This is a genomic window from Catonella morbi ATCC 51271 (genome assembly GCF_000160035.2).
GTDB classification, from domain to species: Bacteria; Bacillota; Clostridia; order Lachnospirales; family Lachnospiraceae; genus Catonella; species Catonella morbi.
This window is the reverse complement of the sequence record NZ_KI535369.1, coordinates 215,318-239,552: the sequence shown is the minus strand read 5'-3', so window position 1 is coordinate 239,552 and position 24,235 is coordinate 215,318. Positions and strand designations below refer to the sequence as shown.

Annotated in this window: 20 protein-coding genes; 12 read left to right on the top strand and 8 right to left on the bottom strand. The window is 38.0% G+C overall.

Annotation, left to right across the window (positions count from 1 at the left end; translation table 11 throughout):
* Positions 1–127: 127 nt before the first annotated feature.
* The 3 genes from GCWU000282_RS11690 to GCWU000282_RS16030 form a co-directional block, all read right to left on the bottom strand.
* A complete protein-coding gene (locus GCWU000282_RS11690; RefSeq protein ID WP_023355347.1) occupies positions 128–2,014 on the bottom strand; it encodes a heavy metal translocating P-type ATPase in 1,887 nt (628 codons plus the stop codon).
* Between the two features lie 45 nt (positions 2,015–2,059).
* On the bottom strand, positions 2,060–2,278 hold the full coding sequence (locus tag GCWU000282_RS11685; RefSeq protein WP_023355346.1) for a cation transporter: 219 nt from the start codon (positions 2,276–2,278) through the stop codon (positions 2,060–2,062).
* Positions 2,279–2,549: 271 nt separating this feature from the next.
* Positions 2,550–4,697 (bottom strand): discoidin domain-containing protein, encoded by a 2,148-nt coding sequence (locus tag GCWU000282_RS16030; RefSeq protein WP_156913142.1) that lies wholly within the window; start codon positions 4,695–4,697, stop codon positions 2,550–2,552.
* 261 nt (positions 4,698–4,958) lie between these two features.
* Here GCWU000282_RS16030 and GCWU000282_RS16025 point away from each other — a divergent pair, with 261 nt between their 5' ends.
* From GCWU000282_RS16025 to GCWU000282_RS11650, 6 genes are all read left to right on the top strand, one after another.
* Entirely contained in the window at positions 4,959–6,731 is a 1,773-nt protein-coding gene (locus GCWU000282_RS16025; RefSeq protein ID WP_156913141.1) for a sensor histidine kinase, read from the top strand.
* 2 nt (positions 6,732–6,733) lie between these two features.
* The gene (locus GCWU000282_RS11670) at positions 6,734–7,849 is read left to right on the top strand and encodes a response regulator (protein ID WP_023355342.1); all 1,116 of its coding nucleotides are present in this window, start codon (positions 6,734–6,736) and stop codon (positions 7,847–7,849) included.
* 137 nt (positions 7,850–7,986) lie between these two features.
* A complete protein-coding gene (locus tag GCWU000282_RS11665; protein ID WP_035040655.1) occupies positions 7,987–9,297 on the top strand; it encodes an ABC transporter substrate-binding protein in 1,311 nt (436 codons plus the stop codon).
* A 59-nt stretch (positions 9,298–9,356) separates the two neighbouring features.
* The gene (locus GCWU000282_RS11660) at positions 9,357–10,235 is read left to right on the top strand and encodes a carbohydrate ABC transporter permease (RefSeq protein WP_023355340.1); all 879 of its coding nucleotides are present in this window, start codon (positions 9,357–9,359) and stop codon (positions 10,233–10,235) included.
* 56 nt (positions 10,236–10,291) lie between these two features.
* Entirely contained in the window at positions 10,292–11,122 is an 831-nt protein-coding gene (locus GCWU000282_RS11655) for a carbohydrate ABC transporter permease (RefSeq protein WP_023355339.1), read from the top strand.
* Positions 11,123–11,126: 4 nt separating this feature from the next.
* Positions 11,127–12,674, top strand: a complete 1,548-nt coding sequence (locus GCWU000282_RS11650) for a glycoside hydrolase family 5 protein (protein WP_023355338.1) — start codon at positions 11,127–11,129, stop codon at positions 12,672–12,674.
* 659 nt (positions 12,675–13,333) lie between these two features.
* Here the strand turns inward: GCWU000282_RS11650 and GCWU000282_RS11640 are convergent.
* Entirely contained in the window at positions 13,334–13,540 is a 207-nt protein-coding gene (locus GCWU000282_RS11640) for a type II toxin-antitoxin system prevent-host-death family antitoxin (protein ID WP_023355336.1), read from the bottom strand.
* A gap of 200 nt (positions 13,541–13,740) precedes the next feature.
* On the opposite strand from GCWU000282_RS11640, the gene GCWU000282_RS11635 reads away from it, so the two are divergent.
* Both GCWU000282_RS11635 and GCWU000282_RS11630 read left to right on the top strand, forming a co-directional pair.
* Positions 13,741–13,989, top strand: a complete 249-nt coding sequence (locus tag GCWU000282_RS11635; protein ID WP_023355335.1) for a type II toxin-antitoxin system RelB/DinJ family antitoxin — start codon at positions 13,741–13,743, stop codon at positions 13,987–13,989.
* The gene (locus GCWU000282_RS11630) at positions 13,982–14,245 is read left to right on the top strand and encodes a Txe/YoeB family addiction module toxin (RefSeq protein WP_023355334.1); all 264 of its coding nucleotides are present in this window, start codon (positions 13,982–13,984) and stop codon (positions 14,243–14,245) included. The genes GCWU000282_RS11635 and GCWU000282_RS11630 overlap by 8 nt, the downstream gene beginning before the upstream one ends.
* A gap of 140 nt (positions 14,246–14,385) precedes the next feature.
* Here GCWU000282_RS11630 and GCWU000282_RS11625 read toward each other — a convergent pair whose 3' ends face one another.
* The 4 genes from GCWU000282_RS11625 to GCWU000282_RS11605 all read right to left on the bottom strand — a co-directional run bounded on the left by GCWU000282_RS11625 (position 14,386) and on the right by GCWU000282_RS11605 (position 18,365).
* Positions 14,386–15,756 carry an MATE family efflux transporter gene (locus GCWU000282_RS11625; RefSeq protein WP_023355333.1) on the bottom strand — a complete coding sequence of 457 codons (1,371 nt, stop codon included), beginning with the start codon at positions 15,754–15,756 and terminating at the stop codon, positions 14,386–14,388.
* Positions 15,757–15,849: 93 nt separating this feature from the next.
* Positions 15,850–16,626 (bottom strand): Cof-type HAD-IIB family hydrolase, encoded by a 777-nt coding sequence (locus tag GCWU000282_RS11620; protein ID WP_023355332.1) that lies wholly within the window; start codon positions 16,624–16,626, stop codon positions 15,850–15,852.
* Positions 16,627–16,944: 318 nt separating this feature from the next.
* Positions 16,945–18,024, bottom strand: coding sequence for a GNAT family N-acetyltransferase (locus GCWU000282_RS17145; protein WP_023355331.1), 1,080 nt, complete (start codon positions 18,022–18,024; stop codon positions 16,945–16,947).
* A gap of 59 nt (positions 18,025–18,083) precedes the next feature.
* The gene (locus GCWU000282_RS11605) at positions 18,084–18,365 is read right to left on the bottom strand and encodes a GNAT family N-acetyltransferase (RefSeq protein ID WP_023355330.1); all 282 of its coding nucleotides are present in this window, start codon (positions 18,363–18,365) and stop codon (positions 18,084–18,086) included.
* A gap of 308 nt (positions 18,366–18,673) precedes the next feature.
* On the opposite strand from GCWU000282_RS11605, the gene GCWU000282_RS11600 reads away from it, so the two are divergent.
* From GCWU000282_RS11600 to GCWU000282_RS11585, 4 genes are all read left to right on the top strand, one after another.
* Complete coding sequence (locus GCWU000282_RS11600) at positions 18,674–20,017, top strand: sugar ABC transporter substrate-binding protein (protein ID WP_023355329.1); 1,344 nt, start codon at positions 18,674–18,676, stop codon at positions 20,015–20,017.
* Positions 20,018–20,102: 85 nt separating this feature from the next.
* A complete protein-coding gene (locus tag GCWU000282_RS11595; protein WP_023355328.1) occupies positions 20,103–21,011 on the top strand; it encodes a carbohydrate ABC transporter permease in 909 nt (302 codons plus the stop codon).
* Positions 21,012–21,024: 13 nt separating this feature from the next.
* Entirely contained in the window at positions 21,025–21,873 is an 849-nt protein-coding gene (locus GCWU000282_RS11590; RefSeq protein ID WP_023355327.1) for a carbohydrate ABC transporter permease, read from the top strand.
* A 98-nt stretch (positions 21,874–21,971) separates the two neighbouring features.
* The gene (locus tag GCWU000282_RS11585) at positions 21,972–24,203 is read left to right on the top strand and encodes an alpha-galactosidase (protein ID WP_023355326.1); all 2,232 of its coding nucleotides are present in this window, start codon (positions 21,972–21,974) and stop codon (positions 24,201–24,203) included.
* The last annotated feature ends 32 nt before the right edge of the window (positions 24,204–24,235 follow it).

Below are 24,235 nucleotides of genomic sequence, written 5' to 3'. Positions count from 1 at the left end.
AAGAAACTTGTAAAGTCTTGTAATTGTTATACAGATTTAGGACAACACAAAGCACCGGAAGATTAAAACAGGACTCCTCTCCGCAACCTTACCCGGATAGAAGTCCTTTATGTTTATTTCCTATATTCTACAAATCCTTCACCCTCAATGCCCTGATAGCATTTAACACCGCAACTATCATTACTCCCACATCTGCGAAAATTGCAAGCCACATATTGGCTAAGCCGACTGCTCCGAGGAAGAGACAGCCAAACTTTATAACAAGTGCAAAAACTATATTCTGATACACAATTCCGAGGCATTTTCGGGAAATTTTAATTGCCTTTGCTATCTGCAGAGGGTTGTCATCCATCAGCACAATGTCTGCTGCCTCTATAGCAGCATCCGAGCCCATAGCCCCCATAGCAATTCCGATATCTGCTCTTGTAAGCACAGGTGCATCATTTATTCCGTCACCCACAAAGGCAAGCTTTGCTTTCTCTGATTTGGCATTTAATAATTCCTCAACCTTTGTTACCTTATCAGCAGGAAGCAACTCACAATAAAATTCATCCACATTAAGTGAAGCCGCAACCTGTTCAGCCGCCTTCTTCCTGTCACCTGTAAGCATGATAGTTTTGGTAATTCCAGCCTTCTTTAATTCCTTTATCGCTCTTTCAGCATTTGGTTTTACTATATCAGAAATCACAATATGTCCTGCATATTCACCGTCAATCGCCATATGAACTATACTTCCTGCAGAACGGCATTCATGATATGGGATGTTTAATCTCTGCATCAGTTTCCCGTTTCCTGCTGCCACAGCGCTTCCATCAACCTTTGATATAACACCCTCTCCGCTGATTTCTTCTATATCATTTACACGATTTCTGTCAATTTCTTTGCCATAAGCCTCACGCAGGCTTTTACTGATAGGGTGGGAAGAAGCACATTCTGCAAGAGCTGCATACTCTATCAGTTTCTCCTCAGCCATTTCACTGTGATGAACTGCGCTTACTTCAAATACTCCCTTAGTAAGTGTCCCTGTCTTGTCAAATACAACAAATTTTGTCTCAGAAAGGGTTTCAAGATAATTTGAACCTTTTATGAGTATGCCCTCTTTGCTTGCTCCTCCGATTCCTGCAAAGAAACTGAGCGGTACACTTATTACCAAAGCACAGGGACAACTGATTACAAGGAAGGTAAGTGCTCTATACACCCAGACATCCCAGTCCGGAGTAAGATGTAATAATAACATTCTTATCAAAGGCGGCAAAAATGCAAGTGCAAGTGCACTGTAACATACAAACGGGGTATATACCTTTGCAAATTTTGAAATGAATTTCTCTGATTTTGACTTCCTTGCACCGGAATTTTCCACAAGCTCCAATATCTTTGAAACTGTGGACTCGCCAAATTCCTTGGTGGTTCTTATTTTTAGCACTCCGTTTATATTAATACAGCCGCTGACAATCTCATCACCCTCTTTAGCATCTCTTGGCAGGCTTTCTCCTGTGAGTGCGCTGGTATTAAGAGTTGAATTTCCTTCTGTAATAATTCCATCAAGAGGAACTTTTTCTCCCGGCTGTACTATGATAATGCTTCCTACAGCTACTTCATCCGGAGATACCTTTTCAAGTTTTCCATCTTGTTCTATATTGGCGTAATCAGGGCGGATATCCATAAGCTCGCTGATATTTTTACGGCTCTTTCCTACTGCATAGCTCTGGAACAGCTCTCCTATCTGGTAAAAAAGCATAACTGCAATCGCCTCATTATAATCACCGCTTTGTTCATAAATGGCAAGAGCAAAGGCTCCTACTGTAGCTATAGCCATCAGAAAGTTTTCATCAAAAACACGTCTGTTTAAGATACCCTTTCCGGCTTTTCTCAAAATATCATAGCCTATTACCAGATATGTCACAAGATAAAGCCCTAAGTTTACAAGACCTTTTAAATGCACAAGATTCAATGCCACAAGCAATACTATGGTAATAAGTATTCTTATGAGCATTTTTTTCTGTTTTTTATTCATATCAGCCTCTTTTCTCCAAAATGGGGCATCATTCCAAAACCGGAATTAAAGCTCTATCTCACAGTCAGGCTCTACCTTCTTACAGGCTTTTAATACCTCTTTCATAACAGCCTTTTCATTCTGGCCTTCTTCAAACTCCACAACCATCTTCTGTGCCATAAAGTTTACCGCAGCATCCTTTACACCTGCTGTTTTCCTGGTTACATCCTCCATAAGATTTGCACAGTTTGCACAGTCAACTTCAATTTCATAAGTTTTTTTCATAATGATTACTTCCTTTCTGTATTAGTTTTATTAAACGATTAAGCATTTATTTAATTGTTTAACATAATAGTAGCACCTTTGCGCTCTGATGTCAAGAAGGACATATAAGACTTTAGATTATGCAAAGGTGCTTTTTCTATAAATTTTAATTTTATTCCGGCTTCACCACGGATATACATGCTTTGTCGAATTGGACGGCTAAAGTGTTGAGAGAGAATAGTCTTTTATCATATAAAGCCTCTATACAAAAGAGTAAGGTCAAATTATTCTCTCAGCCATTTACATTTCGCCATAGTATATTTAATTCACGTATTGACCACCAGTTGTTAATAGGATGAGAACCAGTCAGACTAATCTTTACATACTTTGCTGTCTGAGGCGTACTTGGAAGCAATACCATCTTAGGACCAAACCCTATGTGTACGTTGTTCAACTCAACTTGTGTGAATGTCACACCATCTCGTGAAATTTCAACCTTATAGGAGCCCGGATAATCACTTGCATCATGTTCTAAGACTATCTTGTCAAAGTTCTCCTGCTGTCCAAAATCAACTAATACATACTGTCCCTCCGCTTGTGCCATACCGGTACTCCATCTTGTGAAACGATTTCCGTCTGTCATATAAGATATAGGATTATAAGGAGAATTTGAAAAACTGCTTGCGTTAACAGTCCAGTTGCTGCGATTCAATGGAACATATGGATAATTTGTACTTCCATCCGCTCTTGCTGAAACAATATTTATCAGACCATTGTTGGTTTGATAATGTTCATCTGTCCGTGTGGCTTTCCATATGGTTTCAATTTCAGTATCCGCATCATGCATCAAATCAGGATCATTTCCATCCCATGTATTGTAATAACCCCAATTTCCTCCGCCACTCTCATATATAGTTCCTCTGACCTTGTAATTCCAGTTAGTCCAAGATATATGATTTCTGTTTAAATCTGAAAGAAAATCATCCCATACATCCGAAAAATAGTACAGGCAGAATTCCCCTACTATCAGAGGAATATTCCATCTCTTTTGTATCTGCGACATTGTCGAAACTGTAGAATTCGCCAAATTCTTCTGCGAATCCCATGATAATCTATTAGGCATATCATAAGGATGTTTTTCAAACATATAATTTTTCCATTTTGCTCTCTCCGGGCGATTCTCTGCAACTTTCCAATCCATAAATTCTTCAAATATAACAATATGATTGGTATCTATAGCTCTAACAGCATCGTAAATTTTGTCATAAAATCCATATTTGAGATTTTCATACGCAGGATTAGCATTAAAATTCAGAACCGGTTCGTTCAGAAGGCCATATGCAGCAACTGTAGAATTATCCTTATATCTGTTTGCCAAAGCCCTCCAAATGTTCAAAACAACAGATTGATTCCATGCAACCGTAGAAGGATTACCGGCATAAAGTTCTGTAGGAATTGTACTTGCCTGTCCACAGCTTGCCCAACAGTTTACTCCTCCCGGTGCACCATGAAAGTCTATTAAAACATATATTCCTTTTTCTCTGCAAACTTCAAGTAGCCAATCCAATTTTGCAAATCCGCTGTTTGGATCGGTTCTTAATGTTCCGTCATGCAAAGCAAAATCCATCCAATATACGGGTACTCGAATAAGATTCATATTCATATTTGCTATATTTTGAATGTCCGATTCTGTTATATATGAATTCTGAAATGCTGCAATCATTTCATTAGTTCGTGTTTCTCCAAAGCGTCTGATTAAGTGATTTCTTACAGTATATTCATCAGCCATACATAAACTGATATTGGCAACCGTCCAAAATTGACCGTTTTCAGATGCTCTTCCGGGGCGGAGTGCTATATATTTTGCAAATTGTTCTCCTGTCCGTACTGTGATAATACCTTCAGATACTTTACTCTCATCAACTGTTATATTATCAGCCGAAAACCAGTCTTTCCAGTTATTACTCATCCAAACGACTGCACCTCGCAGATAATCTCCCGTATGATCAGGACCTGTTTCCACAACTATTCTGTCAAAACATCTTGTTTTGTCTAATTCTATAAGAATTTCTGCACTGTTCTTTTTCTGAGCAGTTTGTGACTGCCAGTATGTACTCATATTATTTACCATAATTCCATTATTAGTTATTGTGTCAATAGCATGTTCAGGAATATGTCCTTCATTGGATACGGATGTTGTAATTTTAGTAATAAAGCTATGATCAATTTCTCCTGCTCCCAAAGGAGTCATCCATCCCTCCTGCATGAGCCAACCACCAAGATTTGTCCCTCTCAATGTAATCTGTGTTCCGTATGCATTCACTATTTTATTTCCATCGGTACGAAGCATAGATAACCTCTCCGCAGCATTGGTTCTGTATGAAGTAAATAAAGTCATACATAAAGTAATTATTAGTAATAAACTGATTCTTCTTTTCATATACATCTTATCTCCTTTCCTAATAAAACTAACAGTTATTGCAACATGCTACGAGTTTAGTATAGTATATAAAAAAACAAATTTCATTGTATTAATTTATCCTGAGTAATTGTCATTTTAAAAGCATATGTATACAATACTTTTGACTCTGGTATCACATTGTGATACAATATAACGTATTAGCATTAAATAATCAGTAATCTTTATAAGAATTTTGTTGTCTGCCACAGGTAACGAATAAAAAATGAGAGGTGATTGGATGTGGTAAGAATATTTCAAAACATTTCCATCCGTAAAAAGCTTCTAGTCTCTATGCTTACATTCACTCTTCTTCCTATTTTATTTGTCTGCACAGTAACCACTACAATGGCATACAGAGCTATGCGTAATCAGTTGATTTATGATTACCGAATGAGCAGCAGATGGTTACAAAACAGACTTGAATTGGAAAATGACAGTATAATAGCTCACTTTTATAAATTTGATATAGATAAAAATATACGAAGTGATATTTTTCGTTGGTGTTTATATAACGAGGAACTATATTACTCTGCCCGCTGGCGTATCATTACAGTCATGAATACCATTATGAATATGAACAGCAGTATTCATTCTGTTGAACTGTTTAATTTGGAAAAAAATGAAGTGTTGATTGCAGAGCGTTCCGGTGCTCGCATTGATAAAACAGACATCAAAAACGAAGTGTTGACATATTGGAGTACGCGTAATTCCTCTCTTCAGTCAAATCTGGTATTTTTGCGTACTGATAAAGAACTGTTGGCATATCACCTGATTCATCATTTTGACAATAAACACCCTGTTGCTCTGATTGTATTTCATTTCCTTCCATATCATATACAGGATATTCTTTACGAAATCAGAACCGTCCCTGAAGAAACCATACTAATTTTGAATGATCAAAATGATTTAATAGCTGAAAATTATGGTACGGATTGGAAATTGAACGAAAAAACAGTAGAAAATATTAGACGAGAACTTGCCGAAAACAAACATCAGGAAACTTTTCGAGATGGGCAGTTCTGGTTCTATCGTCCTGTAAACAGCGGAAAAATACAACTTATATTATCTCTACCGAACCAAACTATTATAAATGCGTTACTTCCTACCATAACAGTAAGTATCGCAGCAGCCGTACTTGCAATACTGTCAAGCATATTCTGCTCCATTACATATTCCAAGTCGGTAAGCAAGCCAATACAGGCATTATCAAATGAAATGAAAACTCTTACATTAAATGAATATCATATAATGCCTCATGAAAACAGACAGGATGAAATCGGAATACTTCAGGACAGTTTTCACTACATGATTGCAAGAAACAAAGAATTAATCACTCAGCAATACCAAGCAAAGTTGGAAAAACGAAATGCTCAGCTGAGGGCTCTGCAATCCCAGATAAATCCTCATTTTATGTACAATACCTTACAGGTAATTGGTGGAATGGCTTTGGAAAAAGAAGCTCCCGAAATATATTCTGTTACTATTGCTCTAAGTGATATTTTGCGCTATTCTCTTAATTTTTCACAAAAAATGGTATCTTTAGAAGAGGAGATTGAATATCTTAAGAGCTATATCATGATTCAAAACGAACGCTTTGGTGGAAGGATTCAGTTAGATTTCAGACTTGCCCCGACAACTGTAGAATGTCTGATTCCTAAACTGATTCTTCAGCCAATAGCTGAAAACAGCTTTGAACATGGACTTCCTAATAAACCCGGTACATGGATTCTTACTATAGAGAGTGAAATAACAGAGAATAACGATTTACTTGTTCGCATCAAAGATAACGGCACAGGCATTGAACCCGATCGACTTTCACAAATAAAAAAGATGATTGATGGAGATGCTTCCAAAGTCTTAATTACAGACTCTCACATAGGTTTACTTAATGTACATATGCGAGTAAAATTACTCAGTTCTAACGAAAACCACGGCATATCAATTATCAGTACACCTGAGACGGGAACGACAGTAAATATTTGCATGCCGGTTTCCTGGAGAAACGGAGGATAATTATGATTCGAAAAGTGATTATTATAGATGATGAGCCTTGGACCAGAGGCGTTATAATGAAACTGGCTCATTGGAACAGATTAGGTCTGGAAGCGGTAGGTGAAGCCGCCGACGGAGAAGCGGGGTTGGAGCTGATTCACAGGGTTTCTCCCGATATTGTAATTACTGATGTCCGCATGCCGAGAATCAACGGCATTGAACTGGTCAGAGCCCTACGCACGGAGGGATTTAGAATCCCAATACTAATCATCAGCGGTTACGATGACTTTTCCTACGTGCGAAGTGCTTTACAGCTTGATGTCACAGATTATCTGCTCAAACCGATTAAAGGCATAGAGCTTAATCAGCAATTAGAGCGATGCGTCAAGGAGTTAGAGCAAGACTCCCTTCATATTTATCCTCCAATTACAACAGAAGGCTTTTTTGTAGACGGATGGGAAAATATTTTTTCCGATATTAGACAAAAGCTAATGATTGCATTACATGCCGGCAACTATTTTTCCATCGAGCAATCCTTCGACCACCTGTATGGAGAAGTCTGCCGTCATGAAGGTGAGCAGCCTCATATCGCAATTATGATAGGTATATATTATTCCTTACTATTTACTCTGCAACAATATATTGAAACCATTGGTGCAAATCGTAACGAAATATTCGGTTCAAATACCCCCTCTTTTGTATTTAGCCACGATAACACGCTGCAGCAAACTATTGATTTTATTAAAGAGCTCTATACTAATACCATTCGACAATCGGAAAAGTTACACCGTCAACACTCACGGATTGATATAGAAAAGGTTTCTAAATATCTACAGGACAACTATACCCGTGGAGTAACGCTGGAACAAACAGCAGATATTTTTCATGTGACCAAGGAGTATCTTAGCAAGGCATTCAAGCTACACTGTGGAGAAGGCTTTACAGAATATGTTACCGCTCTTCGTATGAAACGCGCTCACGAACTTATTACCGAACACCAAGTTCCGTTAAAGGAAGTCGCTTATATGGTGGGCTATTTGGATTTGGCGCATTTTTATAAAACATTTAAAAAATTTTTCGGTAAAACTCCCGGAGATGTTCGCGAAATGTTAAAAAGTGACAATACAATATCCCTATAATTGAAAATGTCATTTTTATTTCTTGCCGCTATAATGAAATTACAATAGATTAAATGCTTGTTGGTATGAACAGGCTATACGAATCTTTGAATTTTCTTATGTAAAAGTCCGCTTATGCGGCAGAATGGGAGGAAATTATGAAAAAGCTGTCTGCAATTATCACAATGTTATGTATGATTCTTACCTTGTGCTCCTGCGGGAACCCGTCAAATCAAAATACCGCTTCAAAAACTTCAAATGTCCCATCGGCCTCTAAAGCTTCCGATTCCTCGACACAAAATCCAAGAGAAGCAGAATTAAACATCATGATGAGTTTCCCTCAGTATATGGAACAATGGGAAAACTACACAAAACAGTTTGAAAAAAAGATGTTGAGTGAAGAAAATATTAATGTTCATGTCCATCTGGAAATGCCAAGTTCGGATCAATACGAAAGCGTACTTCAAACTAGGCTGAGCGGCAATGATGCCCCTGATCTTTATACTTTACACTGCAATAATCTTCGAGTTTATAACGATGCCGGGTATTTATCTGATTTATCTAATGAGCCTCTTGCCGATATGATTTATGAAAACGTCAAAAAAACAGTCAGTATTGACGGTAAGCTTATGGCAGTGCCTATCGAAAGTCAGGCATGGGGTGTTCTTTATAACAAAGCCATTTTCAAGGAGTGCAATCTGAGTGCGCCAGAAACTCTTACAGATCTTAAAAACATCTGTAAAACTTTAAAAGAAAAGGGATATACTCCTTTCATGCTGGCTTTTCAGGAACAATGGGTTCCTCAGTTAATGACCAGTCTGACTTTGGGAGATATTGTTTCCGGAAAGATACCTGACTGGCTGGAAAGAATGTACCAAAATAAAGGTTCTTATAAGGAGGTACGGGAAATATTCGATGTTATTGACCTTATTATATCAAATGGCACCGAGCATGCTATGGAACAGGGTTCTGAAACCGGTGCTGCAGACTTTGCTCTTGGTAAAGCCGCTATGTTTGTTCAAGGTACATGGGCTGCCAATACCATAATGACTGCCAATCCTGAAATGGAGTTGGGCGTTTTTGCACTGCCTATTAATGAAGATCCGTCCTGTACCCTGATTAATCTTTCGACCTCTACTACTTTGGCGGTTTATCCGGGTAGTAAAGAGCGTGAACTGGCTCTTAAATTTGCAAATTACGTGTTGGACGAAAATGATTCATCCGCTTTGTTCCAGTCCTGTTCTTTCAATCCTTTAGCAAAATGCCATAAATATGAAGTATTTCCTTGGGTAACTGATGCCTCCGCTTATGTTGCTTCCGGGCATGCATATCAGGATTTGGTCCTCCCTTCTTCCGTTACCGATGAACAAGGGCGTCTGTTGCAGGAGTATTACGTCGGCACTGTAACTGTAGACGAGATTATAGAACGTCTGGATGCTGCTTTTAAGACTGCTAATAAGTTAAAATAACCAACTAAACTCAGCAAATATATATATATTGTTTGTTTTTTATAAGGAGAAGCAACATCGTGAAAAATGTGGGTAAGAAGAATATTATCTTGCTGTTGTTTTGTGCTCCGGCTTTAACGGTTTATATTCTTTTTAAGCTTTATCCTGCCGTCACAGGAATGTTTTACGCCTTGACAAACTGGAACGGTTTGAAGAAAGAATATGAATTTATCGGACTTTTAAATTTCGTTGAGATTTTTTCAGATCATTATTTTTGGAACTCTGTATTGTTTACATTTAAGTATACTATTGCTATGGTGATAGTGTCAAATATTGTGGCTCTTGCCCTGGCGGTGGCTGTTGAAAGTCGCCGTCGGACAAAAGCCCTGTTCAGAACTGTCCTTTATATGCCTAATATGATCAGTCTGGTCATAGGAGGTTATATGTGGATGTTCATTTTGACAAAGGTTTTCTATTACTTGGCCGACAGTTGGGGCTGGAGATTTTTGGAACATTCCTGGATTGGAAATCCGCAATTTTCCTTTTTTGCAATTATTCTTGTATCCTCATGGGGTTCTGTCGGATTTTTAATGATTATATATATGGCAGCATTACAGGGCGTGCCTGCAAACTTAAAAGAGGCTGCAGCCATAGACGGAGCTTCTTCCTGGCAAATATTCCAAAAAATTATCCTTCCCCTTATCAATCACGCTGTAACTATTTGTATTTTCTGGTCTCTAAATGCCGGATTTCAGGTTTTTGACGTAATTTATACCCTGACAGGAGGAGGTCCGGGGCGTGCAACTCAGTCTGTTGCCGTCAATATATATGAGGAAGCTTTCCGCGGAAATATCAGATATGGATATGCGACAGCAAAATCTACGATTTTATTTATAATTGTTTTAATTATAACGGCATTACAGCTTAATATCACGGGAAAAAGGGATGTGGAAATATAAATCAAATCCAAATTGGGGTTAAAGAACATAAAAGTTGGAAACGACGAGGTGATATTATGAAAATAAAAAAACTGCCGGCAAATTTCTTTATATCCGGTTTCCTTATAATAATCGCATTTATCGCCCTTCTGCCACTATTAATGGCTTTTATAAATTCGTTTAAAACAAATCAGGAGCTATTAATAAATGTGATGAGCTGGCCTGAAAAATTCAGTTTTGAAAACTATCTACACACTATTGATAAAATGCATTATGGACGAAGCTTTACCAATACCGCTATACTGGCATTATTTAGCATATTTTTTATTGTTTTATTTTCCTCTTTAGCAGGGTGGAGGCTTTGCCGTACAAAAACAAAGCTTTCACGATTCCTGTTAAGATTATTTATCTTCTCAATGTTGATTCCGTTCAGTTCCATTATGATTCCATTGTACAGAGTTTCTCTGGTACTTAACATCAAAAACTCTTTGATTGGTCTTTCCTTTATATATGCAGGGCTCGGTGTAAGTATGGCCATCTTTCTATACCACGGTTTTGTAAAAGGAATTCCCATAGAAATGGAAGAAGCAGCAGCCATTGACGGAGGTAGCCTTATACAGATTTTTTTTAGAATTGTGTTTCCGATGTTGAAGCCGATTACAGCAACAATTATAATCACAAATGTCCTATGGGTATGGAATGATTTTTTGTTACCTCTAATCATAGTTTCCGATAATAAAAAATATACGCTTCTTCTTTCTACCAATACGCTTTTCGGCCAGTACAGCAGTGATTGGACAGCTATTCTTGGTGCTTTGATTCTGGCTGCATTTCCGGTTATTGTTTTTTATATAATTTTTCAGAAACAGATTTTAAAAGGAATTACTGATGGCGCAATAAAGGGGTAATAAAATGAATTTTTTATATATCAAGCACGGAATTCTGTATAAAGATATAAAGCCGTTTATTCTCCGCGGAATGGGTCTTGGCGGCTGGTTACTTCCCGAGGGTTATATGTGGAAATTTTATACAAAGTGTGATCGTCCACGTCGCATAGAGGCATTAATTGAAAAACTCTGCGGTAAAACTTATGCAGCTTCTTTTTGGGAAAAGTATCGCAGCCTATATATCACAGAATCGGATATTGCATGGATTGCAAAGCAAGGTTTAAACTCAGTTCGTTTACCTTTAAATTCCCGCAATTTATTTAACATAGACATTAATGGCACCGTCCAATTTAACAAAGCTGTCCTTAAGCATGTAGATAATTGTGTTAAATGGTGTAAAAAATATGAGCTTTACCTTTTTTTAGATATGCATGGAGCACCCGGGGGACAAACCGGAGAAAATATTGACGATAGCGAAGCTGACCGCCCGGAATTATTTATCTATCCGGAGAATCAGGCTTTACTGATTAAAATGTGGCATTTATTGGCAGAGCGTTACAACAATGAGCCCTGTATTGGCGGATATGACCTGTTAAATGAACCTCTTACCGAAAAAAATCAATTTTATTATTCTCATCTGCTTCCCCTTTATCGCAGACTTATTACAGCCATCCGTAAGGTTGACCAAAACCATATCATCATACTTGAAGGTGTGCATTGGGCTACCGATTTTTCTGTATTTAAAGGTTTTACTTCGGAAGAAGCAGCTGATAATATAATGCTTGAATTCCACAAATACTGGAGTAATCCTGACAAAGAAAGTCTTTTGCAATATATTGATGTAGGAAAGCGGTTGAATACACCTATCTGGATGGGGGAGGGCGGCGAAAATAATCTTCAGTGGTACACATATATGTTCCCTTTATATGAAAAATTAGGAATAGGCTGGTGTTTTTGGTCATATAAAAAGATGGAAACACACAATTCCCCTGTGTCTTTTTCGCAACCATGCGGATGGGTTCAAATTCTTACATACTTGGACGGCGGTATCAAGCCAAAACCCACTGTTGCAAGAACAATTTTTAACGAATTTCTTTCATGTATTGCTAAACCTACATATTGTTCCAAAATTATAAACGCTATACTTCGCAGACCTCCGTTGGAGATTCCTGCAGCTGCATACGATATTGAGCAGATTATAAGCCATAAACAGGAAAATGTTTATTTTCGTAAAACCGACAAGGCAACTCTTTGCTTTGCAGACGGTCACACAGGATCTCCGAACTGGCAAAGATATGGCGGAGAGCCTCAACCTGATTGCCAAAAAATATTACTATGTTTAAGAACAGGGGATTCTGTGGGATATTATCTGGAACACAACAGCCAGGAAAAAATTGTGGTAAAAGTGATTTTCTTTGGAAACGGAATATTGGCTATGCAGGGTAAAAAAATAACCTGCAACAAATTCTTTACGGTTTCACCAGATATAAAAGGATTTTTGTGGTTAAAATGCTTAGAAGGAAGCCTAAAAATTGATGTTATACAGATTGAAAAAATCCCTTTAATTGAATAAAAAGCGCCATCCCAATCACCGTTTAAGTGATTGGCCGGCGCCTGATTCTTTACTTTTTATAATAGCATTTAAACTTAATAACATTCCTCAATATGACTACAGTTCTGCCACATTCGCCACAACTTCAATCCATCATATATGTAATTATGATTCTGCCTATTTTCTATTTTCTTCTCTTAAAACTAAGAGTTAAGAGGATTCCGACTACGCCTATAATCAAGGAGCCGAACCCTATTCCCCTTGATTCAGTATCTTCAGTAGAGTTAGCAACCATATATTCCTGGCATAATTCTTTCTCCCTAAAAAAATAATGTCCATCTCATTTTATAGATAATATACATTTACTTTAGCACAAAATTTTTTAAGTTTTGTATAAGCTTTACTTACTGTTTTTTTCCTAATACCTAAAGCAAGTCCATTCAGGCTAATAGCTAAAGAAGGCAATAAAGCTGCTAACAACTGAAATCCCAGCTTAGTATCTTTAAAAGCCGTCCAGTCTTCTAAACCTATTAAGATACTTCTATATATAACAACGAAAGACAGTGTGAATACAGCTAAAACTAAACTCTTCTCACAATTTATCTGCATGCTCTGTAACATTTAATTTATAACCCATATTTTGTCCTCATTTCTCCAAGTGCTGCTCTCGCATCTTTCACCTATCCTTGTTCTATCTGTTTTTCAGATATTTCTATATCTCTGTACATTGAAAGCTGTTTCATGGTAGCTTCATAAGTGTCTAAGCTCATAATAACCATATCACCATAACCATTTTTTGTAACATAAATAGGCTCAGTAGCTCTATGACACATTTCAGAAATTTCTGATGTATTTTTCAAATCTTTTATCGGTATTATTTGTGGCATTATTTTCACCTCCTCGTGGTATAATTATACCATTATTATTCCCGTTTTTAAATGGTTATTTTTCACTCCATTTAATAACAATTACTATAACTTTAGTTTCTTATAGCTAAATTGTAATACTTTCTAAGCTCATTTATGCTATAAATCACTTTACATTGAAAAGAAAATAATATACAATACAAGATGAAAGGAGGAAAATTATGGCACAGATTAATTTTAGGGTAGATGATACAGTTAAAGCAAAGGCTGAACGTGCTTGTGCAGCTATGGGCTTAACAATGTCAACTGCTATAAACATATTTCTTACTAAGCTTGCAAACGAACAAAGAATACCGTTTGAGGTAGCTGTTGATCCATTTTATTCCGAAGAAAATATGGAAAGACTTAAAAAATCCATTGCAGACCTTAATGCAGGTAAAGGAAAAGTGCATGAGGTAAAGTATGAATAAAGTATGGCAGGATGAAGCATGGGAAGATTTTGAGTATTGGACAAAACAAGATAGAAAAACTCTCAAAAGAATTCTACAGCTTTTACAAGATATTGACAGAAATGGCTATGACGGAATAGGCAAACCCGAACCTTTAAAAGGCGATTTAAGTGGTTTTTGGAGCCGTAGAATAGACGATGTTAACCGTCTTGTATATCGCATAAGAAATGGCAATATAGAGATAGCACAGTGTGGCTCTCACTACAGAGACAAGTAGGAACGATTATTTTATACCGCCAATAATATTACTAAATTAAATAATATTATTGGCGGTATTTTGTTTCTTGGTTTGATATTAGTATTTTGCAAGCCCTTATTCATATAAATTTAGCTTAATTCTTATTTTACTTTGATATTTCACTCCAACTCCCTTGTTATATTCTGAAGCCACTTAAAACTCTTATAATGCTTATAAACAACAGGAATTTTCCAGAATTCATCCAGACATAAAATAAAATATACAACCATAGGCGGCAGCTTTAGTACAAAGGCACTTAAAAATCCAAGCGGAACTGCAACTACCCACATTGTTATTGTATCACAGATAAGACCAAATCTTGAATCTCCTCCTGCCCTGAAAATCCCCGCTATCAGCAAGGTATTCATAGCCTGTCCTATTACATAATAAGAACTGATAATCAGCATAATATCCAGATAATTATAAGCCTGTTCGCTAAGCGTAAAACTCATAAATACTATAGGACGGACTGCCAGAATTATTAACCCCGTAAGAACTCCAAGTCCAAGGGTTGCGTGACAGGAACGGGTAGCATATTCTTTTGCCTCCTCCATCTTCCCCTCGCCTATTTTAATGCCAAGAAGCACCGAAGCCCCTCCTGCCATGGCAAAGCAGGCGATTGAGCATAGGTTACGCACTGTAGATGCAACAGAGCCAGCTGCGACCACATCTTCATTCATATGTCCCATAATAATTGAATAGGTAGAGAAAGCTACTGTCCACAGAAAGTCATTTGCCAAAGCAGGCGTTGCGTATTTTACAAAATCTTTGAATAAAAGTTTGTGATGACCAAACATAAGTTTTAAATCTATCTTAAATATCTTTGCTTTAGCGGCATCAGCCACACATAGAGATACTTCCACCACTCTTGAAATAAGTGTTGCAATCCCCACTCCGACTACGCCAAGCTTAGGCATTCCAAGTAAGCCAAAGATGAAGACTGCATTCAGTGCTACGTTTAATCCAAGTGCAACCGAGCTGATAGCTGTGCTTAATTTCACCCTCTCCATACTTCTTATCGTACAGAGATAAACCTGTGAAAAGCTTAACAACAGGTAAGATATTCCTATGATTCTTAAATAAGATGCACCTATCTGCCTAAGCAGGTCATCGTTTGTATATATTGTCATTAGCTGCTTTGGAAACAGAATTGCACAGATTGAAAGGAGGGCTGTAACAACCACCGAAATCTTAATCGCAATTCCCATGACAGCCTGAATAGAGTCCGTATCCCTCTTACCCCAGTACTGGCTTGCAAGTATAGTAACTCCTGAAGTTACTCCGAAGAAAAATCCCCAGAGCAGAAACTGAAACTGATTGGCAAGTGAAACCGCCGCCAGTTCGGACTGCCCTACATAGCCAAGCATAAGCACATCGGCAGAGTTTACGGCACTACTGATAAAATTCTGGATGGTAATCGGAATAACCAATGCAAAAAGTGCCTTGTAAAATTTTTTCTGCTCCTTTGATATATTAAATCCTATTTTCATAAATCCTCATTTTCTGTATTTTTTACAAAATAAACTTACAGGCAAGTTCAAACTATCTTATGTGAAATATTTAACATTTTCATATAATCACACTTATATAAGTCTCTTTCCTTTAAGATAATGGAAAATTCCATCTTCCTCAACACTTCCACAAACTTCATTGGCTGCTGCCTTCACGTTATCCGTAGCATTTCCCATAGCTACACCTGTACCGACAACCTGTAACATGTCCACATCATTGCCACCGTCTCCGAAAGCAAGGGCTTCATCTTCAGAAAAATTAAAATGCTCGAGCACCTTCTTTATGGCGTTTCCTTTACCGCTGCCCTTCGGTATAATATCAATTGCACAATCCCACCAGGCAGCTATGGCTACATTTTCAGTGCCTTCAAGCACCCTGTCCCATTCGCTTCTTTCACAGCCCATCATAAACTGATAGACTTCTTCCTCGATTGCATTTTCAAATTCCTCCGAAGGAGTAGCATCGAGGCTCGCTACTTCAAAATATTCTTTCAGGGCGTCATCGCAGCCATTCGTCACTATACGGCTTTTAGTTGCTACACCTACAGGTCTGCCCATTCCTGCTGCATTGTTTATCACCCTGTAGACTTCCTCGGCAGGTATCGCCTGCTCTATAATTATCTCGTCCCCCTTCATACAGAGTGAACCGTTGAAGGAAATTATCATATCAAAGTCAATGCCTTCAAACTTAGGAACATTTATAATCGGACGGCCTGTGGCTATACATATTTTCACTCCGTTTTCTTTAAGCCCCAACAGGGCTTTTCTGGTTTTTTCCGTAATATCAGGCTTGCCAAACTCTAAAATTGTACCGTCTATATCAAAAAATGCTATTTTAACTTTACTCATATTATACCTGCTTTCGTTGATTCTAAATTTCTCGAAAAAATTTTTTATAAAGAGCACACAGAATTGCTACAGCTTTGTTTCTCGCAACCCTTGCAAAAATAATAAATTCTCTGGCTAGTAAGCTTACATTGAATCTTTATACTTTTGGCAATTGTATCCTATAAATAAAAAAGACTGTACTCATTCTATCTTAATCCGGATAAAAAGTACAGCCTTTAGGCATTATTCATTATTTTGTTTTATTCTTGTTTTATTCTTCGTCTTTGTCATTTAATATAAAAAATCAGTATTTAAAAAGTGATAATCCGTTCTGACTCTTTATGCCTCTGCCTCTGCCTTCGGGGTTATATAGGGCAGATATCTAAGTCTTATGCTTTCATTAAAATCTTCTTTAGTAAGCAACATATAATGCTCTTTTTTTGTCTCTCCGAGAGCCTCCACCCTGACTTCTTCCGCAAAGTGATTGTAAGTGAAACCAAGCTTCTCAGCTACTCTCTTCGATTTGTTGTTACCATCAAAATATGCAATCCAGATCTGGTTTAATTCCAACTCCAAAAAGCCGAATTCTATCAATGGTCTTGCCGCCTCAGGAACAAGCCCTCTTCCCCAGTAAGGCTTTGCAATCCAATAGCCCACTTCCGCCTGAAGCTCATCAGAACCCAGACCTCTGTTGCTCTTATCTCCTGCGTGCAGACCTATGCTACCGATAACTTCATTGGTTTCTTTATATACAATTGCATATACACCCGGCTTCATAAATATATTTTCAATGACTTCAAGGCTTTCTTCCATATTTTTATGCGGTTTCCAGCCTGCTGAAAGTCCTATATCCGGCTCTGTAGCGTACTTATGCAAATCTTCAACATCATCTATGCACCATGGCCTAAGAATGAGTCTCTCAGTTATGAAACAAGGAACCGTATCATAAATAGCTTCTATCAGTCTGCCGTTTACATAGCTGAGCTTCATTGAAAAGAATTGCCTGCTGCCATTCCTTATTATTGAAAGAAAAAGTTCATCACCTTTCCAATGTGGCAGGGAAAGAAGTTTTTCCTTTTCTACCCATACCAGTTCCCCTTCATTACAGACTTTTAATTCGCCCTCAAACTCTGTTACCTTAAATAAATGCATATATTCCGTTTCATTTTTCTCCGGACTTACAAGATCTTCCGAAACAAAGGTAACTATACCACAATAAAAATATCCTACAGGAATCAGCCCTGTTTCTTCAAAGACTTCCCTTTCCATACAGTCTTCAGGACTTTCACCAAATTCAAACTTACCCCCAACACCTATCCATTTACCTTCGCTTATATCATTAGCTTTCTTATTGCGATGCAACATAAGATATTTTCCGTCTTTTTCTATATAAACAAGGGTTGTATTGTATATTTTCATATATAATCCCTCTTTCTCTGAAAATACCTGATTCAGATCTAAGTCTTTATCTCCTCATACTATTTTTTAGTATCGGCAAGTACATTTTCATGCCCTTTATTTTTCTCAAACCAATCTATGGCATAAGAACAGGTAAGTTCAAGCTTCCTGCCTTCTTTCTCCATCTTTTCCACAAGAGCTGTCAGCAGCTTACCGGCTATTCCCTGTCCCCTAAGCGACTTATCCACCACAGTATGCATAACATTTGCCACACCGTTTATCTCAGGGAATTCAACATAAGCAACAACTTTTCCTTCTTCATTCTCCAGCCATATTTTTTCTGAATTTTCTTTAAAATCCATAATTACCTCCAATAATTTACACTTAATATAGTATATTCGGACAATTTAATTGTATAACATTTTTATAAAATTGTCTACAATAAAACTAAAATTATTATTCTATATTAAAATTGAATGTATATTGTTAAAAAATTGTATTTTTGTAGAAATTGATTATAATAATTAATATCCTTCCAAAGCTATATATGGTATAAATACTTAATGAAATTAATATGATCATAATTTTAGTATTTTTATATTGTATATTTTTTACATTTTTATTATAATATTACTTGAACTTATTGTTTAATTTAAAGGAGGAATGACCCATGAAAATGAAAAAAGTTCTATCATTACTTTTAGCAGGTGCCATGACCTTTTCCCTTACAGCTTGTGGTGGGGGTGGAAGTACCACAAGCACAAAAAGTTCTGCAAAATCAGGCAGCGCTGCACAAACAAGTTCTACAAGCACAAAAAGTTCTACAAGCAACACAGGTTCTGATGTAACTCTTAATGTTTCTATCTGGGATAACAATCAGGAACCCGGCCTCAAAGAAATTATGGCTGATTTCACAGCAAAAACCGGAATTAAAACAAGCATTTCCGTAGTAGGATGGAATGAATACTGGACCATGCTTGAAGCCGGTGCCCAGGGCGGTTCTTTACCTGATGTATTCTGGATGCATTCAAATGAGAGCCAGAGATATATGTCAAATGATATGCTTCTTGACCTCACAGATAAGATTAAAGAAAGCGACGTAATAAAACCTGAAAACTATCCGGATGATATATGGAGCCTTTACACATATGACAGCAAATATTATGCAGTACCAAAGGATATAGATACTATTGCTCTCTGGTACAATAAGAAAATGTTTGACGAAGCTAAGATGGACTATCCTACTGCTGACTGGACCTGGGAGGATATGTTTGCTGCAGCAAAGAAGCTTACAAAGGCTGACGGAAGCCAGCATGGTATTGTTATTCGAAATGATAATAACCAGGCAGGCTACTACAACATGATTTACGGAAACAACGGTTATGTAATTTCTGATGATAAGAAGAAATCAGGCTGGGATGATCCTAAGACCATAGAGGCAATGAAGCTTCTTGAGGGAGCTATAAAGGATGGCTCAATGCCTTCTCTTCAGACTATGTCAGAAAACGGTGAAGATGTTCTATTATCATCAGGCAAGGTTGCTATGGCTATGCAGGGTTCATGGATGATAGCGGCTTTCAGAGATAATGAGTATACAGCCGCTAACTGCGATGTAGTTGAACTTCCTAAGAATAAGGCTACCGGAAGAAGAGTTTCAATTTACAACGGTCTTGGATGGGCGGCTTCCGCTAACGGGGCTCATACAGAAGAAGCTTGGAAACTCATCGAATACCTTGGCTCTAAAGAAGCACAGGAAAAGCAGGCAAAGCTTGGTGTAACTATGTCTGCTTATAAAGGAACCTCCGAAGCCTGGACAGGTTCAGCCAAATTCAACCTTCAGGCTTATATAAATATGACTCAGGATATGGTTATCAGACCTTTCTCAAAGAACACTATAACCTGGGAAAATGCTGACAATGCAGCCCTTCAGGCTGTATACAACGGCGAAAAGAGCATGGAGGATGTATGCAAGGAAATGGCTGCTAAGATGAACGAAGTTCTTGCAGAAGAGTAATTATTCCAAATCCGGCTCTTAACTAAATCTTGACAGGTATATGTGTTTTCACTATACCTGTCAACCTATATAAGGAGGGATATTCGTGGGAAGCACAACAAAAAAAGGTCTTACTCCAAGAGAGAAAAGCGAATTCCTATGGGGTTGGCTATTTATCTTACCTACAATTACAGGTCTTATTATTTTAAATATTATTCCAATATTTCAGACTATCTACCAAAGCTTTTTTAAGACAGGTGATTTTGGTAAAGGAAATAAATTTGTAGGATTTAGTAACTATATAAAGGTATTTAGTGATTCAGAAGTATGGCAGGCACTTTTAAATACTTTTAAATATGCTATAGTTGAAGTCCCTTTTTCCATAGCAATTTCACTGGTAATAGCGGTATTGTTAAACAGGAAAATGAAAGGTCGTTCTCTCTATCGTACTATCATCTTTTTACCTATGGTAGCTGCACCTGCTGCTATAGCCATGGTATGGAGATGGCTGTATAATGCAGACTTCGGCCTTATTAACAATATACTCGGCACAAAAGTTAACTGGGTTTCAAATCCGGGTATTGCTATATTCTCCATTGCTATTATAGGTATATGGTCAGTACTGGGCTACAATATGGTCCTCTTTCTTGCAGGACTTCAGGAAATTCCTAAAGATTATTATGAAGCTGCATCCCTTGACGGAGCGACCGGAATAGCTGCATTCTTTAATGTTACCCTGCCTTTACTTTCACCAACCATCTTCTTTGTGTGTGTAACGAGGGTTATTGCAGCTATGCAGGTATTTGATCTTATCTTTATGATTATGGCAGGCGGAGTAAACTCAAACCCTGCGCTTCCTAAAACCCAGTCCTTAGTATACCTTTTTTATAAATACTCATTTACGCAGAAGAATCTTGGATATGGTTCTACAATAGTAGTCCTCTTACTTGTGATAATTTTACTTATTACAGTATTCCAGATGAAAGCACAGAAGAAGTGGGTATTCTATAATTAGAAAGGAGATTACAATGGATAAAAAAAGCAGTATAGAAAGAAACGAACGAATAAATGCGGCTATAGTTCAGGTGTTTCTTATCTTAATTTCAATAACCATGCTGGTACCTTTTATATGGATGATACTTACCTCTTTTAAAACTGTTACGGAGGCTACCCAGGTAAATCCTTTTGTGATTTTTCCAAAGGTATGGCGTACTGATGCATTTAAGTCAGTAATGGAAAACATGAACTTCATATTATTATATAAGAATACCTTGCTTATGATAGTTTTCAGAGTTCTCTGTGCTGTTGTAACTGCAACTACAGCCGGTTACGCTTTTGCAAGACTGAATTTTAAGGGTAAAAACTTTGCTTTTTCCCTTGTGCTTTTCCAGATGATGGTACCAAGCCAGATATTCTTAATTCCTCAGTATCTTATGATAAGTAAGATGAACATGCTTGATACAATGTTTGCCCTTGTATTCCCGGGACTTGTAACAGCCTTTGGTACCTTCCTTTTAAAGCAGGCATTTATGAGCCTTCCACGCGACCTCGAAGAAGCTGCAAGGCTGGATGGCTGCAATATTGGACAGACCTTCCTCTTTGTAATGCTTCCGCTTGCAAAGTCAAGTATGGTAGCTCTTGGTATATTTACATCACTTTTTGCTTACAAAGAGCTTATGTGGCCTATGATAGTAAACAAGGATAAAAACCTTCTGGTGCTTTCTTCTGCCCTCGCTCAGATGCAGGGACAGTATGTAACCAAGTTCCCTGAACTTATGGCAGCATCCTTAATAGCCTGTGTACCTATGATAATCATATTTTTGATATTCCAAAAACAATTTATTCAGGGTATTGCAACCAGTGGTGGTAAGCTTTAATACAAATTATTTTATCAACATTTTTCAAAAGGTTGTCACAGTTTTACATTATAAGTTATTCTGTAGCAGCTCTTTTAATAAATCTAAAGGAGGATTTTATGTCAGTAGTTTTTCATGAAGCTTCAAAAACCTTTCACTTATTCAACAAGGAAGTAAGCTATGTAATCAGCGTACTTGCAAACGGAGGAATCGAAAATCTTTATTACGGAAAGGTTATTAAAGACAGAGATAGTTTTGCACACCATCATGAAGAGGTAGGACGCTCACATATGGCGGTTTGCGTGGAAGAACCCGGCATACTTGCAAGACATTATGTAAGAGATGAATATCCAAGCTACGGTACGGGAGATTTCAGAAGCCCTGCCTACACCGTACTTCAGGAAAATGGAAGCAGAATCAGTGAATATAAATATGTAAGCCACAATATAACAAAAGGCAAGCCAAGTCTTGCTCCACTTCCTTCTACTTATGTAGAAAACGACTCCGAAGCGGAAACCCTTGAAATTACCTTAACGGACTGTGTAACAAGTACCGACATGGTGCTTTCCTACACCATTTACGCTGATTATCCGGTAATTACAAGACATACACGCTTTAATCACAAGGGCGAGAAACCTGTAGTTCTTCAAAGAGCTCTCAGTTTTGCTGTAGACTTCCTTGATATGAACTATGAAATGCTTCACTTCTCCGGTGCCTGGGCAAGAGAGCGTTATATTAAAAAAAGAAAGCTTGAAATGGGTATTCAATCAGTAGGTACTGCTACAGGTACAGGCTCAGGTGCAGACCATAATCCTTTTATCGCACTCAGCCGTCCTGAAACTACAGAGAGTTCAGGTGAAGTTTATGGCTTTAATCTTGTGTACAGCGGCAACTTCCTTGCTCAGGTTGAGGTTTCCACCTTTGATATGACCAGGGTAATGCTTGGCATCCATCCTGAAGGTTTCTCCTGGAAACTTGAAACCGGAGAAAGTTTTGTGACTCCTGAGGCTGTGCTCGTGTATAGCAATAATGGCTACAACGCTATGAGCCAGGCTTTCCATGACCTGTATAGAAAGCATCTCATGCAGGGTGAATGGAAGGATAAGGCACGTCCAATCCTCCTTAATAACTGGGAAGCTACCTATTTTAATTTTAATGAAGAAAAACTTATAAAAATAGCCTCAAAAGCTAAAGAAGTCGGTGTGGAACTCTTCGTCCTTGATGACGGCTGGTTCGGTGCAAGAGATGATGATTACAGAGGACTCGGAGACTGGTTTGTAAATACCAAGAAACTTCCAAGCGGAGTGTCCGGGCTTGCCGATAAAATAGAGGCTATGGGGCTTAAGTTTGGTATCTGGGTAGAGCTTGAGATGGTAAATAAGGACAGCGACCTCTACAGAAACCATCCTGACTGGCTGATTGGTACACCAGACAGATTCGAATGCCATTCAAGACACCAGCATGTATTGGATATGACACGTGATGATGTTGTTGATTATCTCTACGATTGTATGGATAAGCTTTTATCCGGTGCTAAGATTTCCTATATTAAATGGGATATGAACCGCTATATGACAGAACCTTTCGGCAGACAGCTTCCTGCAGACAGGCAGGGTGAATTTATGCACCGCTACATCCTCGGTGTCTATAAGCTTTATGATAAACTGACAAAGAAATTCCCTCATGTACTCTTTGAGTCCTGTGCAAGCGGCGGTGCCAGATTTGATCCGGGCATACTTCACTATGCACCTCAGACCTGGACCAGTGACGATACCGATGCAAACGAGAGAACCAAGATACAGTATGGTACTTCTTATATGTATCCGGTTGTATCAATGGGTTCACATGTATCTGCCGTTCCTAACCATCAGATGCATAGGAATACTCCAATCTCTACCAGAGCGGCTGTAGCCTACTTTGGAACCTTTGGCTATGAGCTCGATCTCAACCTCTTAAGTGATGAGGAAATCGAAGCTGTTAAGTCCCAGGTTAAGTTTATGAAGGAGCATAGAGAGCTTATCCAGATGAAGGGTGACTTCTACAGAATACTCAGTCCGTTTGAACATAATGATACAGCCTGGACTGTGGTAGCCAAGGATAAGAGTGAAGCTGTTGCAATGTACTATCAGAGACTTAATAAGATAAATGCTTCCTTCCTCAGATTTAAGCTTCTCGGGCTTTGTCCTGATACACACTACGAAGTAACTTATGAGATAGCGGGTAAAACCAAATCCTTTAAGGCTTACGGTGATGAACTGATGTATATGGGAATACCTGTAGACAGAGAAGACTTAAATGCTATGGGCGGTGATTTTGCAGCTATTATTTATGTAATTAAGAAAATTGATTAATTGATTAAGGGGCTGTCTTTTATGGCAGCCCC

Coding starts and splice junctions, on each gene's coding strand:
- GCWU000282_RS11690 (WP_023355347.1), bottom strand. CDS start 2,014: ATGAATAAAAAACAGAAAAAAATGCTCATAAGAATACTTATTACCATA.
- GCWU000282_RS11685 (WP_023355346.1), bottom strand. CDS start 2,278: ATGAAAAAAACTTATGAAATTGAAGTTGACTGTGCAAACTGTGCAAAT.
- GCWU000282_RS16030 (WP_156913142.1), bottom strand. CDS start 4,697: ATGAAAAGAAGAATCAGTTTATTACTAATAATTACTTTATGTATGACT.
- GCWU000282_RS11670 (WP_023355342.1), top strand. CDS start 6,734: ATGATTCGAAAAGTGATTATTATAGATGATGAGCCTTGGACCAGAGGC.
- GCWU000282_RS11665 (WP_035040655.1), top strand. CDS start 7,987: ATGAAAAAGCTGTCTGCAATTATCACAATGTTATGTATGATTCTTACC.
- GCWU000282_RS11655 (WP_023355339.1), top strand. CDS start 10,292: ATGAAAATAAAAAAACTGCCGGCAAATTTCTTTATATCCGGTTTCCTT.
- GCWU000282_RS11650 (WP_023355338.1), top strand. CDS start 11,127: ATGAATTTTTTATATATCAAGCACGGAATTCTGTATAAAGATATAAAG.
- GCWU000282_RS11640 (WP_023355336.1), bottom strand. CDS start 13,540: ATGCCACAAATAATACCGATAAAAGATTTGAAAAATACATCAGAAATT.
- GCWU000282_RS11635 (WP_023355335.1), top strand. CDS start 13,741: ATGGCACAGATTAATTTTAGGGTAGATGATACAGTTAAAGCAAAGGCT.
- GCWU000282_RS11630 (WP_023355334.1), top strand. CDS start 13,982: ATGAATAAAGTATGGCAGGATGAAGCATGGGAAGATTTTGAGTATTGG.
- GCWU000282_RS11625 (WP_023355333.1), bottom strand. CDS start 15,756: ATGAAAATAGGATTTAATATATCAAAGGAGCAGAAAAAATTTTACAAG.
- GCWU000282_RS11620 (WP_023355332.1), bottom strand. CDS start 16,626: ATGAGTAAAGTTAAAATAGCATTTTTTGATATAGACGGTACAATTTTA.
- GCWU000282_RS17145 (WP_023355331.1), bottom strand. CDS start 18,024: ATGAAAATATACAATACAACCCTTGTTTATATAGAAAAAGACGGAAAA.
- GCWU000282_RS11605 (WP_023355330.1), bottom strand. CDS start 18,365: ATGGATTTTAAAGAAAATTCAGAAAAAATATGGCTGGAGAATGAAGAA.
- GCWU000282_RS11600 (WP_023355329.1), top strand. CDS start 18,674: ATGAAAATGAAAAAAGTTCTATCATTACTTTTAGCAGGTGCCATGACC.
- GCWU000282_RS11590 (WP_023355327.1), top strand. CDS start 21,025: ATGGATAAAAAAAGCAGTATAGAAAGAAACGAACGAATAAATGCGGCT.
- GCWU000282_RS11585 (WP_023355326.1), top strand. CDS start 21,972: ATGTCAGTAGTTTTTCATGAAGCTTCAAAAACCTTTCACTTATTCAAC.